13 protein-coding genes are annotated in these 14,273 nt (G+C 65.6%); 7 read left to right on the top strand and 6 right to left on the bottom strand.

All coding sequences use genetic code 11. The features are described 5' to 3' along the window. Nucleotides 1-185 precede the first annotated feature (185 nt). The 4 genes from ML401_RS06705 (at nt 186) to ML401_RS06690 (ending at nt 4,070) form a co-directional block, all read left to right on the top strand. A complete protein-coding gene (locus tag ML401_RS06705; RefSeq protein ID WP_285810826.1) occupies nt 186-1,922 on the top strand; it encodes an adenylate/guanylate cyclase domain-containing protein in 1,737 nt (578 codons plus the stop codon). Between the two features lie 218 nt (nt 1,923-2,140). After that, nucleotides 2,141-3,340 carry a molybdopterin-dependent oxidoreductase gene (locus tag ML401_RS06700; RefSeq protein WP_285810825.1) on the top strand — a complete coding sequence of 400 codons (1,200 nt, stop codon included), beginning with the start codon at nt 2,141-2,143 and terminating at the stop codon, nt 3,338-3,340. A gap of 12 nt (nt 3,341-3,352) precedes the next feature. After that, complete coding sequence (locus ML401_RS06695; protein WP_194406251.1) at nt 3,353-3,661, top strand: cytochrome c; 309 nt, start codon at nt 3,353-3,355, stop codon at nt 3,659-3,661. A 208-nt stretch (nt 3,662-3,869) separates the two neighbouring features. Further along, nucleotides 3,870-4,070 carry a cold-shock protein gene (locus ML401_RS06690; protein WP_008563500.1) on the top strand — a complete coding sequence of 67 codons (201 nt, stop codon included), beginning with the start codon at nt 3,870-3,872 and terminating at the stop codon, nt 4,068-4,070. A gap of 172 nt (nt 4,071-4,242) precedes the next feature. Here the strand turns inward: ML401_RS06690 and ML401_RS06685 are convergent, their stop codons facing one another. Then, nucleotides 4,243-4,704 carry an Lrp/AsnC ligand binding domain-containing protein gene (locus tag ML401_RS06685; RefSeq protein ID WP_018317238.1) on the bottom strand — a complete coding sequence of 154 codons (462 nt, stop codon included), beginning with the start codon at nt 4,702-4,704 and terminating at the stop codon, nt 4,243-4,245. A gap of 114 nt (nt 4,705-4,818) precedes the next feature. Here ML401_RS06685 and putA point away from each other — a divergent pair, with 114 nt between their 5' ends. From putA to ML401_RS06670, 3 genes are all read left to right on the top strand, one after another. After that, nucleotides 4,819-7,818 (top strand): bifunctional proline dehydrogenase/L-glutamate gamma-semialdehyde dehydrogenase PutA, encoded by a 3,000-nt coding sequence (gene putA, locus ML401_RS06680; protein WP_285810791.1) that lies wholly within the window; start codon nt 4,819-4,821, stop codon nt 7,816-7,818. A gap of 117 nt (nt 7,819-7,935) precedes the next feature. Further along, on the top strand, nt 7,936-9,141 hold the full coding sequence (locus ML401_RS06675; protein WP_259216344.1) for a CaiB/BaiF CoA-transferase family protein: 1,206 nt from the start codon (nt 7,936-7,938) through the stop codon (nt 9,139-9,141). 50 nt (nt 9,142-9,191) lie between these two features. Further along, nucleotides 9,192-9,839 (top strand): glutathione S-transferase family protein, encoded by a 648-nt coding sequence (locus tag ML401_RS06670; RefSeq protein ID WP_285810789.1) that lies wholly within the window; start codon nt 9,192-9,194, stop codon nt 9,837-9,839. Between the two features lie 3 nt (nt 9,840-9,842). Here the strand turns inward: ML401_RS06670 and ML401_RS06665 are convergent, their stop codons facing one another. The 5 genes from ML401_RS06665 to ML401_RS06645 all read right to left on the bottom strand — a co-directional run bounded on the left by ML401_RS06665 (nt 9,843) and on the right by ML401_RS06645 (nt 14,270). Then, the gene (locus tag ML401_RS06665; protein WP_194406246.1) at nt 9,843-10,007 is read right to left on the bottom strand and encodes a hypothetical protein; all 165 of its coding nucleotides are present in this window, start codon (nt 10,005-10,007) and stop codon (nt 9,843-9,845) included. A gap of 23 nt (nt 10,008-10,030) precedes the next feature. Beyond that, nucleotides 10,031-11,569: a hypothetical protein gene (locus ML401_RS06660; protein WP_285810786.1), complete on the bottom strand. Its 1,539-nt coding sequence runs from the start codon at nt 11,567-11,569 to the stop codon at nt 10,031-10,033. A gap of 93 nt (nt 11,570-11,662) precedes the next feature. Beyond that, nucleotides 11,663-12,619: a hypothetical protein gene (locus ML401_RS06655; RefSeq protein WP_285810784.1), complete on the bottom strand. Its 957-nt coding sequence runs from the start codon at nt 12,617-12,619 to the stop codon at nt 11,663-11,665. A 227-nt stretch (nt 12,620-12,846) separates the two neighbouring features. Beyond that, entirely contained in the window at nt 12,847-13,344 is a 498-nt protein-coding gene (locus ML401_RS06650; RefSeq protein WP_285810783.1) for a TPM domain-containing protein, read from the bottom strand. A 5-nt stretch (nt 13,345-13,349) separates the two neighbouring features. Next, nucleotides 13,350-14,270 (bottom strand): YgcG family protein, encoded by a 921-nt coding sequence (locus tag ML401_RS06645; RefSeq protein ID WP_285810781.1) that lies wholly within the window; start codon nt 14,268-14,270, stop codon nt 13,350-13,352. Nucleotides 14,271-14,273 lie beyond the last annotated feature (3 nt).

Below are 14,273 nucleotides of genomic sequence, written 5' to 3'. Positions count from 1 at the left end.
ACGGCCGCGCTTTTCGCCAACCTGGGATGGGGAGTCAATGCGGGGGCAGCACAGCGGTGGGAGTGGCGGGCGCCTTCACCCCTACGATTTCGTAACCTTGCGCGCATGTGATCCGGCCAGCTGTCCACCCCGGGAATTTAGCGCTACGCTGGCTGTTCTCCTTGGTGAACTGATACAACCGAATCATGGCCGCCACCGCATCTTCACGATTTTCCGAGCTTTCCCGCGCGACCAGCGTGCGGCAGGTGCGGCTCGTCTGCGGCTTGATCCTGTTCTCTTATGTGATCAGCCATTTCCTCAACCATGCGCTCGGCAACATCTCGGTCGAGGCCATGGAGGCCGGGGTCTATTACCACACCGCCTTCTGGCAATTCCTGCCCGTTTCGATCGTGTTCTACTCCGCCGCGCTCACGCATATGGGCCTCGGCATCTACGCGCTGTACCAGCGCCGCCAGTTCCGCTGGCGGACGGTCGAGCCGCTGCAGCTCGTGCTGGGCTTGAGCATCCCCGCGCTGGTCATGGCGCACGTGGTCGGGGTGCGGCTCGGCTACACGCTGTACGATCACCAGAAGCTCTATCCGCAGGAGCTGTATCTGTTCTTCGTCGCCGCGCCCGGCCGGCTCTGGCAGATGACGATCCTGCTGCTCGTTGCCTGGGTGCACGGCTGCATCGGCATTTTCTTCTGGCTGCGCCTCAAGCCGTTCTTCACGCGCGCGGCGCCCTATCTGCTCGCCGCCGCCGTGCTGATCCCGACGCTGTCGCTGCTCGGCATCTATCAGGGCGGCCGCAACGTCGCGTACGAAGCCGATGACGGGGAATGGCGCACGCACAATCTCACGCGCCGCCAGGTCGGCACCACGGCCGAGGCCGCGACGCTCGATCGCATCACCGGCGCCTTCACCATGACCTATTTCGGGCTGCTGGGCCTGGCGCTGGCGGCGCGCGGCGTGCGCGCCTGGCGCGAGCGGCGCGGCGGCATGATCGCGCTGTCCTACGGCAACGGCAAGACCGTGCGGGTCCCCAAGGGCCTTTCCGTGCTGGAAGCAAGCCTGCGCCACAATATGCCCCATGCCAGCGTCTGCGGCGGCCGCGCCCGCTGCTCGACCTGCCGCATCCGCGTCATCGGCGATCATGCCACCCTGCCCGAGCCGTCGCAGCGCGAGGCCTTCGTGCTGACCCGCGTCGGCACCAACGATCCCTCGATCCGGCTGGCCTGCCAATTGCGGCCGACGTCGGATCTCTCCTTCTTCCAGCTCTTCACCCCGCAGACGTCGTCGGCGAGCGCGCACGCCTCGGCCCCGGCGAGCATCGGCCAGGAGCGCTATCTCGTCAGCCTGTTCGTGGACATGCGCGGCTCGACGCAGCTTGCCGAAAAGCGGTTGCCGTTCGATACCGTGTTCATCGTCAACCGCTTCCTCGGCGCGGTGTCGCAGGCCGTGATCGAGAATGGCGGCCAGCCGAACCAGTTCGTCGGCGACGGCATGCTGGCGCTGTTCGGGCTCACGGCCGATCCGCAAACCGCCTGCCGGCAGGCGCTGAAGGCGGCCTCTGGCATCGCCATCCATATCGACGAGCTGAACCAGCTCCTGAGCCATGATCTGCGCCAGCCGATCCGCTTCGGCATCGGCATTCACGGCGGCGAGGTCATCATCGGCGACATCGGCTATCGCGATCACATCGTCTTCACCGCGCTCGGCGATGCCGTCAACGTCGCCGCCCGCCTGCAGGACATGACCAAGACGCTGGCCTGCGAGGCGATCGTCTCGGACGAAATCCGAAGCACGGCGGGCCTCGCCGACGATGCGTTGCCGCACCAGGAGGTCGCGATCCGCGGCCGCGACGAGCCGATGGCGGTGCGCGTGGTGGCGGATGCGCGGGAGCTGGCAGCGCTGGTCGACCGCAGCGAGCGCGTCGCGGCGTGATGTTGGCCTCTCCCCGCAAGCGGGGCGAGGGAGCACACCGCCGTCGCGGCTACGCTTTCGTTCTGTCTCGGCACGGGCGTAACACCGGCCTGCTGCAACGCAGCGGCATGGGCCTGCTGCGAAAGCACGAATTGACTTCGCCGGGATCGTTGCGACAGATGAGCGCGGGTCCGCGGTGATGACCGCAGGCCGAAGAAAAGCTCCGGGAGGGGACGAGAATGTTCGACCGACGCGACCTGCTCAAAAGAGCGGGGCTTGCCGCCATGGCGGCCACACTGAATTCCACCAAGGCATTGGCCCTCGACACCGTCACGTTGCCCTTTGCCAATGGCGAACGACCGCTGGTGAAATATCCGCAGAAGCGGCCGATGATCGGCCTGACCAGCCGGCCGCCGCAGCTCGAGACGCCGTTTGCGATCTTCAACGACGGCCCGATCACGCCGAATAATGCGTTCTTCGTGCGCTATCACCTCTCCGACCTGCCCTACAATCTCGATCCCGACAAGTTCGCGCTCGAGGTCAAGGGCAAGGTCGACAAGCCGCTCAAGCTGTCGCTGAAGGACATCCGGAAGATGAAGGCGACGGAGATCGTCGCCGTCGCGCAGTGCTCCGGCAACAGCCGCGGCTTCTTCGAGCCGCGCGTCGCCGGCGGCCAGCTCGCCAACGGCGCCATGGGCTGCGCGCGCTGGCGCGGTGTGCCGCTGAAGGCGGTGCTGGAGATGGCCGGCGTGCAGAGCGGCGCCAAGCAGGTCACGTTCAACGGCATGGACGGCCCGGTCAGCGACAAGACGCCCGACTTCATCAAGGCGCTCGACGTCGATCACGCCCGGGACGGCGAGGTGATGCTGGCCTACGGCATGAACGGCGAGGACTTACCGTTCCTCAACGGCTTTCCGCTGCGCCTGATCGTGCCCGGCTATTACGGCACCTACTGGGTCAAGCATCTCAACGAGATCAACGTCGTCGACAACGTCTATGACGGCTTCTGGATGAAGTCGGCCTATCGCATTCCCGATACGCCCGACCATTCGATCGAGCCGGGCACCGCGCCGAAGGCGACGATCCCGATCAACCGCTTCACCATCCGCTCCTTCATCACCAGCGTGCCCGACGGCGCCAGGCTGAAGGCCGGCGCTGTGACCCTGCGCGGCATCGCCTTCGACGGCGGCAAGGGCATCAAGGAGGTCCAGGTCTCCACCGACGGCGGCAAGAGCTGGGTGAACGCCAAGCTCGGCAAGGATCTCGGCAAATACGCCTTCCGCGAATGGAAGCTGCCGGTGAAGCTCGCGGCGGGCAGCGTTGAGCTCAAGGTGCGCGCCACCGGCAATGGCGGCGAGACGCAGCCGGACACGCCACGCTGGAACCCGGCGGGTTATCTACGCAACGTCGTCGAAACCACCCGCGTGACCGTGGCCTGAGGGAGAATGATCATGCAGCGCACCGTTCTCCTCGCCGTCTCGCTCGGCCTCGCCGCTTGGGTGGGTTCGGCACTGGCCGCGCCGGTCAATTACAAGACCCCTGACGAGGTCGCGGCGTTCAAGCCGGGCCCCGATCTCGAAGTCGTCAAAGGCAATTGCAGCGCCTGCCACTCGGCGGACTACATCAAGACGCAGCCGCCAATGAAGGACAAGAAGGGCTTCTGGCAGGCCGAGGTGACCAAGATGATCAAGGTCTATGGCGCGCCGATCGACGATGCCGATGTCGGCAAGATCGTCGATTACCTGGCCGCGACGTATTGACCGACGGCGCGCGGCCCTCCGGCCAATTGACCGCGAAACGGGCAAAACCGGCAAAAGCGCCGCGAAGTTGAGCGGAATTCGGCGAAATGCCGATGTGGTTTGAGCTACCAAGCCCGCCACATTCCGCGTATCCTGGTAGGACCGAACCGGCCGGTTGGCGGGGACTGGCGGTTCGCGATCTCGGAGGAAGACCCGCGGAGAAGTCGTGATGGCTAAAGGTACGGTCAAGTGGTTCAACCCGACGAAGGGTTATGGATTTATCCAGCCTGCGTCGGGTGGCAAGGATGTGTTCGTGCATATCTCGGCAGTGCAGAAAGCCGGTCTGTCGACCCTGAACGAGGGACAGACGGTGGAATACGAAGAGATCGCAAACCGGGGCAAGACTTCCGCAGAGAACCTCAAAGTATAAGCCCGCCAGCCTTTGCTGCCTCCCGGAGCACCTTCCGGGAGCGGGCCAAGAAAATTTCAGAAGACGGCCAGTGCATTCGACGACAGGCGTTGCGATTGCACGAGGATAGCTATTTTTCCTGAGAAGACCGCTTGTTCAACGCCGCAGCAATGACAATCGCGACGACATGTCGTCAGCCCACCGGCAACGGTGCGTCGCGCTTGATCTCTTCCATCACCGCATAGGTCCGCGTCTCGCGCACGCCCGGCATCGACAGCAGGGTCTCGCCGAGAAAGCGTCGATACGCCGCCATGTCGGCAAGCCGCGCCTTCACAAGATAGTCGAAGCCGCCGGCAACCATGTGACACTCCAACACCTCGGGCGCGAGCTTCACCGCACGCGCAAACCGCTCGAAATTGTCGGGCGTGGTCTTGTCCAGCAGCACTTCGACGAACACGAGGAGGCCGAGGCCCAGGCGATGCGGGTTGAGCCGCGCGCCATAGCCTTCGACAAAACCCTCGCGCTGCAGGCGCTTCAGTCGCTCGCCGATCGAGGTCGGCGACAGCCCGATGCGCTCGGCGAGCTCGACATTGGCGATCCGCCCATCCTCCTGCAAAATCGAGAGGATTTTCCGGTCGATTCGATCGAGTTCCATATTTTATGAGGCCAATAGATGCTTGAGCTTCATTTTCTAAGGCAAATTTGCTAGATTGTCTATCGAACTGCGGTAACGCGGGCCTTATCCTGGATTTGAGCCACAGGACACGCCATGCCGAACATCCCGCCTGCCTTCACTGCCCCCTACGCGCCAGACGATGCCGAGATCGCAGCCAAGCTGTTGCCGGCATCGCATCTCAGTCCGCCGCAGGAGGCGCGGATCGACCGCACCGCGACGCGGCTGATCGAGGCGGTCCGCAAGCGCGACGACCGGCTCGGTGGGGTCGAGGACATGCTGCGGGAGTTCGCGCTCTCGACCAAGGAGGGCCTCGCCTTGATGGTGCTGGCCGAGGCGCTGCTGCGCGTGCCCGATGCGCACACCGCCGACCAGTTCATCGAAGACAAGCTCGGCGAGGGCGATTTCATCCATCACGAGACCAAGTCCACCGCGTTTCTGGTCAATGCCTCGGCCTGGGCGCTCGGCCTGTCGGCGCGGGTGATCCAGCCCGGCGAGACGCCCGACGGCACCATCGGTCGCCTCGTCAAGCGGCTCGGTGCGCCGGCGGTGCGCACCGCGACGCGCCAGGCAATGCGGCTGATGGGCAACCATTTCGTGCTGGGCGAGACCATCGAGCAGGCGCTGGAGCGGGGCCGGCCCCGCTCCGGCCAGAAGCCGCGCTATTCCTTCGACATGCTCGGCGAAGGCGCGCGCACGGCGGCGGACGCGAAGCGCTATTTCGACGCCTATGCCAGCGCGATCGAGACCATCGGCAAGGCGGCCGGCGATCGCCCCCTGCCCGACCGGCCCGGCATCTCCGTCAAACTCTCGGCGCTGCATCCGCGCTTCGAAGCGATCAGCCGCGACCGCGTGATGGCCGAGCTGGTGCCGCTACTGCTGGACCTTGCGCAACGCGCCAAGGTCCACGACCTCAACTTCACCGTCGACGCCGAAGAGGCCGACCGGCTGGAGCTGTCGCTCGACGTGATCGCCGCGACGCTCGCCGATCCCTCGCTTCAGGGGTGGGACGGGTTTGGCCTCGCGATCCAGGCCTATCAGAAGCGCGCCAGCGCGGTGATCGACTATGTCGATGCACTCTCGCGCGCGCATGACCGCAAGCTGATGGTACGCCTCGTCAAGGGCGCCTATTGGGACACCGAGATCAAGCGCGCGCAGGAACGCGGGCTCATTGGCTATCCCGTATTCACGCGCAAGGCGATGACGGACCTGAACTACGTCGCCTGCGCGACGAAGCTGTTGGCGCTGCGGCCGCGCATCTTCCCGCAATTCGCCACCCACAACGCGCTGACCGTTGCGACCGTGCTGGAGCTCGCGAAAGACGGCGGCGGCTTCGAATTCCAGCGCCTGCACGGCATGGGCGAAGCGCTCTACGAGCAGGTCGCCAAGGATCATCCTGAGATCGCCTGCCGCACCTATGCGCCTGTCGGCAGCCATCGCGACCTGCTTGCTTATCTGGTGCGGCGGCTGCTGGAGAACGGGGCGAACTCGTCGTTCGTGGCGCAGGCCGCCGATTATCGCGTGCCTGTGACGGCGCTGCTGCAGCGTCCGGCGGATGCGATTGTCCGGCCGCAAGCAGCGGCCCATCCCAAGATTCCGCTGCCCGGCGATCTCTTTGCGCCGGAGCGGCGCAATTCACGCGGCGTCGAATTCGGCGCACGCTTAGCGCTCGACCAATTGCTGGCAAGTGTCAGAGCCGAGCCGGCCGACCTCAAGCCGATCACCGACGCCACGCCGGATCAGGCCAACGCAGCGGTCGCCGCGGCACGCGCCGGCTTTGCCGCGTGGAGCCGGACGCCCGCAGGCACACGCGCGGCGGCGCTGGAGCAGGCCGCGCATCTTATGGAGAGCCGCAGCGCCCATTTCATCGCGCTCTTGCAACGAGAAGGCGGCAAAACGCTCGACGATGCGCTGTCGGAGCTGCGCGAAGCGGCCGATTTCTGCCGCTATTATGCCGCGCAGGGCCGCGAGCTGTTCGGAAACAATACCGCGATGCCCGGCCCGACCGGCGAGAGCAATGCGCTCGCGATGCGCGGTCGCGGAATCTTCGTCGCGATCTCGCCGTGGAATTTTCCGCTCGCGATCTTCCTCGGCCAGGTCACGGCCGCCCTGATGGCCGGCAACAGCGTGGTGGCAAAGCCGGCCGAGCAGACGCCGCGCATTGCGCGCGAAGCCGTCGCCTTGCTGCACGAAGCCGGCATTCCCAGGAGCGCGCTGCACCTCGTCACGGGCGACGGCAAGATCGGTGCGCTGCTGACGGCACACCCTGACATCGCCGGCGTCGTCTTCACCGGCTCGACCGAGGTCGCACGCCTGATCAACCGGACCCTCGCCGCCAAGGATGGACCGATCGTGCCGCTGATCGCCGAGACCGGCGGCATCAACGCCATGATCGCGGATGCCACTGCGCTGCCCGAGCAGGTCGCCGACGACGTCGTGACCTCCGCCTTCCGCTCCGCCGGTCAGCGCTGCTCGGCGCTGCGGCTGTTGTTCGTGCAGGAGGAAGTCGCCGACCGCATGATCGAGATGATCGCGGGCGCCGCGCGCGAATTGAAGATCGGCGATCCCTCCGACATCGCGACCCATGTCGGCCCTGTCATCGACATGGAAGCCAAGCAGCGCCTCGATGCGCATATCGCGCGAATGAAGAGCGAGGCAAAGCTGCACTTTGCAGGCCACGCGCCGGACGGCTGCTTCGTCGCGCCGCACATCTTCGAGCTCCGAGAGGCCGGCGAGCTCACCGAGGAGATCTTCGGTCCGATCCTGCACGTCGTGCGCTATCGTGCGGAGAACCTCGAGCGGGTGTTGCAGGCCATCGAACGCACCGGCTACGGCTTGACCCTCGGCATTCACTCCCGCATCGACGACACGATCGAAGCCATCATCGACCGCGCCGAGATCGGCAACATCTACGTCAACCGCAACATGATCGGCGCCGTGGTCGGCGTGCAGCCGTTCGGCGGCAACGGCCTGTCCGGAACCGGCCCCAAGGCCGGCGGCCCGCACTACCTCGCCCGCTTCGCGACCGAGCAGACGGTGACGATCAATACGGCGGCCGCTGGCGGCAACGCGGCGCTGCTTGCGGGGGAGGAGTGAGGCCCTGCGCCAGGCGCCGTTGCATCCCGGCAAAACATCGGTCTAATGCTCCCAACACCAGCCCCGCGGCAATTCCAGCGCGCGGGAAACGACCGAAGCCAAGGGAGCGACGCTGCGATGGATAAGGGCATTTTTGCCGGCCTGAAGGTTCTGGACTGCGCGAGCTTCATCGCAGCGCCCGCGGCCGCGACCGTGCTGTCGGATTTCGGCGCCGATGTCATCAAGATCGAGCCGCCCGGCGCCGGCGACCCCTATCGCAACCTGCCGAACCTGCCGGGCTATCCCACCGGCGAGCACAATTTCGCCTGGCTGCTGGAAGCCCGCAACAAGAAGAGCATCGCGCTCGACCTTGCCAAGCCCGAGGCGCAGGCGGTGCTCTACAAGCTGGTGGCAGAAGCCGACGTCTTCATCACCAACATGCCGCCGCCGGTGCGCGCCAAGCTCGGCATCGCCTATGACCATCTCGCCCATCTCAACGACCGGCTGATCTACGCCTCCTTCACCGGCTACGGCGAAAAGGGCGAGGAGGCCAACAAGCCCGGCTTCGACAGCAACGCCTATTGGGCGCGCTCCGGCCTGATGGATTTGGTCCGGGCCGACACCGACACCACGCCGGCCCGCTCGGTCGCGGGCATGGGCGATCATCCCTGCGCCATGGCGTTCTATGGCGCCATCGTCACCGCGCTGTATCAGCGCGAGAAGACCGGCAAGGGCTCGCATGTCGCCTCCAATCTGATGGCGAACGGCGTGTGGGCCGCGAGCGTGCTGGCCCAGGCAAAACTCTGCGGCGCCAAGTTCGGCGAGCGGCGCCCGCGCGAGCGCGCGCTCAACGCGGTTGCCAACCACTACCAGTGCAAAGACGGCCGCTGGCTGATCCTGTCGCTGCTGAGCGAGGAGAAGCAGTTTCCGACGCTGGCCAAGTGCCTGGGGCGCGAGGACCTGATCAACGACCCGCGTTTCGCCACCAAGGCCGACCGCCACGCGCGTTCGGTCGAGCTGATCAAGATTTTGGACGAGACGTTTGCCACCAGGGATCTTTCCGAATGGCGAAAGATCCTCGACGGCAATGGCCTCGTGTTCGGCGTCGTCGCCATTCTCGACGACATCCCGAACGACAAGCAGATGCTCGACAACGAGGTGCTGGTGCCGTTCGAGAATGACACCATGCTGACCATCAACAGCCCGATCTGGATCGACGGCGCCAAGAAGGTGCAGCCGCGCAAGCCGCCCGCCGTGGGCGAGCACAGTGACGAGATCTTGCGCGGGGCTGGATACGACGAGGCGGCGATCAGGAAGCTGAGGGGGTCGGGGGCGGTCGGCTAGCGCCGTCGCTTCGGCAAACCTTGTCAGCAACGATACGTCTTGCGAGTTCCATGCCCCTCTACCGCCTGCACTACTTCCCCGAATCCGGCAACAGCTACAAGCTGGCGCTGATGCTGACGCTGTGCGGCGAGAGGTTCGAGCCGGTGTGGACCGATTTTGCCGGCGGCGTCACGCGCACGGCGGAGTGGCGCAAGGCGGTCAACGAGATGGGCGAGATTCCCGTGCTCGAGATCGACGGCGTGAAGATGACGCAGACCGCACCGCTGCTGCTCAAGCTCGCCGAGCAACATGGCCGCTTCGGCGCCGAAACCGAGGAAGAGAAGTTCGAGCTGCTGCGCTGGCTGTTCTGGGACAACCACAAGCTCACCGGCTACATGGCAACCTACCGCTTCATGCGGGCCTTCACCGAGAACAGCGACCCGCAGGTGCTGAAGCACTTCCGCCGCCGGCTCGAGGACTTCCTCGGCATTCTCGACGGGCATCTGCAGCACAACGCCTTCGCGATCGGCGCAAAGCCGACGGTCGCCGATATCTCGATGATGGCCTATCTGCACTATCCGAGCGACGAGCACGGCTTTGACTTCGCCACGAGCCATCCCGCCATCCACGCTTGGCTCGGCCGCATGGCCGCGCTGCCCGGCTGGAAGCCGGCGTACGAGTTGCTGCCGGGCAAGCGGATGACGAATTACGCGAAGTGAAAGCTACCGGAGCGACAGCCAGCCCAGCGTGAACAGGACACCGCCGACGATGACGGCCATCGCGATCGCCCAGATGCTGACGCGGGCGCTGCCGGTGACCTGCTTGGCTTCCTCATTCTGCGCGATCTCGCGATTGCGCGCTTTGTTGGCGTTGCCCGTGTCCGTCATGGATCATCCAAATGTTGGTAGGTCTAACGCGTCTTGATGAAGCACATGCCGATGCGGCGCGAGGCCGCGGCGGCTTGACAGGTGAGACCGTTAGCACAGGTCCATGACGTAAAACTCGCATCTCGCGTTCCCGATCCCGCATCGGCCAAGGAACAATGCGCGCCCCAGCCATCCTGATACTCGCTTCCGGCGAGCTCGCTGCTGCCGCGGGTCTGCGGCCGGCTGGCAAATCCGCGTGAGAAATCAGGGCGTTTGCCCGTGGCGAAGGCGGCCAGGATGTCGCGGCGGCGGAGCTGATCGCCCAGGAAATGCGGCGAGGCCGGCACGATGGTCGAATTGGACGGCTTGTCCGCCAGCCCGTCGACACCAGGGAAATGGAAGCCGCCGATGCCGCGGGTCTGGTGGCAGCCTGAGCAGGTGACGTCGTTGAGACGGCGCTGGAAGCCTGCGACCGAACGGATGTTCTGGGGGTCCCCGCGCGCGGCGGCCTGCTTCAACGCGCCGATCACGTCGTTGTCGGCGAAGACGGAATCGTTGCTGCCCTCGCCTTTTCCCTCTCCCTGCATCATGCCGTACTCCGGCTGCAGCGCGGAGGCATCGAGGCCGGCGGGCGTCGGCACCACCGCGGCCCTGGCCAGGAATCTTTCCGGGATCAGCACCGTGCCGCGATCGAATTCGCGCAGATTCTCGGGTGCGAGCAGCCAATCCCTAAAATCGCGCCGCAGCGCTTCGCTGGCGAGGATGCGATCGCGGTCGATCTGATTTTCCAACGTTCCTTCCGCGAACGTCTTCGTCGCGGCGTCGTATTTGAACACCTTGAGCAGATAGTCGGAGCGGAAATCGTGCAGCGGCGATTTCGGCGCGACGGATATCTGGATATTGGTCTCGATGCGATCGAGCGTGGCATCGTCCTGGCCGCCGATCAGCTCCTGCCATTTGCCGTTGTCGAGCCAGCGCCGCGCGATCTCGGCGCAGCTGATCGGCTTGCCGTTCGCATCCCTCTGGCGCGGATCGCGCGCCATCATCACCAGGTTGAGCGTCATCGGCAGCCGCGTTGCGGTCTTGCCGCCGTCCGGCTTGCTGTCGAAACGCGCGAGACGATAGATCAACCGGATCTCGCCGCAGGATTCTTCGGCGGCATAGGCGCGGTCCATGCGGTTGACGATGCCGGCCAGCACGAAACGCGTGTCGGAGGAATTCAGATTGGCTCGATCAAACAGCTGCACGTCAAAGCCTTCGCCGACGCCGATGGTCTCGGTCGGCCAGGCCGCCTTCTGCCTGGCGACATAACGTTCGAACTCCGCGGCGATCGCCGGCGGAATGTCCTTGAGCTGTGGCAGCTCCGAAAACAACAGGTCCGTCGTCAGCGGACGATCCGCCTTGCGCTCCGGCGCCACCAGGCGCGAGATCGTGAGAACGTCGCTCTCATCGAGCCGGCGCAGCAGATCGGAATCGGTGATCGCCGTGCCGCGCATCAGCTGCGTCGTCTCCGCGGCCCGAAGCGAAGGAGCACCGCCGAACAACACGGCGGCAGCAACGAGAATTCGCAACGCGCGGCTCATGCCTTAGGTAACACCGCGCCGGCATGCCTATTCAAGCAAAAAGGCGCCTCACATCGTGGTGAAGCGCCTCTTCTAAAGTCGGATATCGAACGCTCAGCGCGAGACGATCAGCCCCTTGCTGGTGACGACGACCCAGCGGCCGTCCTGGCGACGGATCGCATCGACGCGACCGACGCCGGGGATGGGATCGCCGGGATAGACCTCGTAGAGCCCGTCGCGGCCCTCGATCAGCGCACCGCCATTGGCGGCGTTGCGCAGCCGCCAGCCTTCGACCGTCGGCAGACGGCCGACCTCGGTCTTGGGCGCGGCAGCCACCGGGGCCGGTGCGGCGGCAGCGGTCGCAACCTGGGTCGGCGCGATCGAGCCGGTGGTTTCCTTCGCGGGCGCAGCAGCGGCCTGCGCGGGAGCGGCGGGCGGCGTGGCGCGGAGCTTGTCGACGGCCTCCGACAGCTTGGCGATCTTGGCGAGCGGCTCGCCTTGCGCCTTTTCGAGCTTGTCGAGGCGGTCATTGGCCCGGTTGAACTGGCTGACGCCCGTCTTGGCGCTGTGCTCGACATTGGCCTTGAGCGCGACGAGATCGGCGTCGATCCGCGCGACCGACGCATCGAGCGCGCTGGTGTCGGCGACCTGGACCGGCGCCTGCGCCGGGCTTGCGAAATGCATCATGCCGGCGGTTGCGAGCGCGCCGCTGATGGCGCCGACGCTGGCGGCGATCGCCACCACCGCGGCCATCGCCGACAGACGCCGCTTGCCAGCGGCTTCGCGCGGCTCGTCCGCCTTCACATGCGGGGCGAAATTCTCGCGGTCCCAGTTGCGCTCCGAGGGCGCCATGACGATGAGCTTGCCGGGCTTCGGCTCGGGCTGGGTTTCAACCTTGGGCTCAACCCTGGCTTCGATCTTCGGCGGCTCGACCTTCACCGGGTCGGGCTTTGGCGGCGCCTCGTGGTCGGGCGCGATCGAGGGGGCGTCGATCCCGGCAGCCTCGACAGCCTGCGGCGCGGTCGTCTCGGCTTCGACGACGCTCTTGTCCTGGGCAGCCTGCTCAGCCATTGGTTCGCTCACAGTTCAAATACTCCGCTCTGGATTGACCTTTTGGTAACTTTCATTGCTTGCGAAATCCTTACCTTGGGACCCGCTTACCGAAATTTTAGGGAGTCATCCGGGGCTGAATTGAGCCGGGAAGATGGAACCGGTGTGGCGGGCGTGAAACAATTTGTAATCGGGCAAGATGAACGGCGGCGGAATGCGAGCCAGGCGCCTTCACACATCACACTCCGTCACATCACGACCGGCGCGTCCGGCAGCTCGTTCGGATGCGACGTGCTCGGCGGAAAGTGCTTGGCCAACTCGCGCGACACCGCTTCGATGCCGGTGATGACGCCGCGCTCGAACTGGCCGGCAGCGAACTCGGCCTCCATGGCGCGGCAGATGCTTTCCCAGCCCGCAGCGCCGACCTTCGCGTCGATGCCGCGATCGGCGACGATCTCGACATCGCGGTCGGCGAGCAGGAGATAGATCAGGACGCCATTATTGTGCGTGGTGTCCCAGATGCGCAAATGCGAGAACACATCGAGCGCACGCGCGCGCGCCGGCTGGTTGCGGAACAGGGGGCGGCCGTCGAGCGCGCCTTCGACGACGAAGCGAACCTGGCCGGAATGGGTGGCTTCGCCAAGCTCGATCGCCTGCTCGATGCGGGCGAGCACGGCTGGCGGAAAGATCTGTTTGGCCCGCCAATGATGCTGCACGAGATGCCTGGCGATGCGTTTGATGCTCATGACCGCTACCAGCTCCCCGAGGCGCCGCCGCCGCCAAAACTGCCTCCGCCACCGCTGAAGCTGCCGCTGTCACTGCTGCTCGACGAACCGCTGCTCCAGCCGCCTCCCGAGCTGCCGCTCGACCAGGCGCCGCCGCGCGAGCGGCCCGTGCCCGGCGTGATCGCCGAAAACAGATCGGCGATGAAGCCGATGATGAAGCCGAGACCGCCCAGCGCGAGGGCCAGACCGAAAGATCCGAGAATGAACCAGGTCAGCGTCGCAATGATGCCCCCGGTCACCAGCGATCCGAGCAGCCGTCCCAGCATGGCGCGGAAAGCGCCCCCGATGCCTACCGAGACGAACAGCGTGACGATAGCGAGCGGTGCGAGATCGTCGAGGTTGCCGAAGTTCACGGTCGGCGAGGGAACCGGCAAGGGTTCACCGTCGATCACCCGGATCATCCGCTCGACGCCATCCGAGATGCCGCCGGCGAAATCGCCGTTCCTGAATTTCGGCGTGATGATCTCGTCGATGATCCGCCGCGAGGTGACGTCGGTGAGCGCACCTTCCAGGCCGTAGCCGACCTCGATGCGCAAATGCCGGTCGTTCTTGGCGACGACGAGGATGGCGCCGTCGTCGATCTTCTTGCGTCCGATCTTCCAGGCCTCCGCGACGCGGATCGAGAACTGCTCGATCGTCTCCGGCTGCGTCGTCGGCACGATCAGGACCGAGATCTGGCTGCCCTTGCGCGTCTCGAAGTCGCGCAGCTTTTGCGACAGCAAGGCGATGTCGCCGCCGGAGAGCGTGCCGGTCTGGTCGACGACGCGGCCGGTGAGCTGGGGAACGGCGACGTCGGCGAAGACGGGGAACGCGAGGGCGAGGAGGAGTGCGAGAGTGAGGACGCACGAGGCGAGCACCGAATACGCCCGCCACAATCTCGCTGTCATCGC

Origin of the sequence: Bradyrhizobium sp. 62B, from assembly GCF_030272265.2 — a bacterium.
Classification (GTDB): Bacteria; Pseudomonadota; Alphaproteobacteria; order Rhizobiales; family Xanthobacteraceae; genus Bradyrhizobium.
The sequence above is the reverse complement of the archived record's forward strand: the minus strand, read 5'-3'. Positions and strand labels throughout refer to the sequence as shown.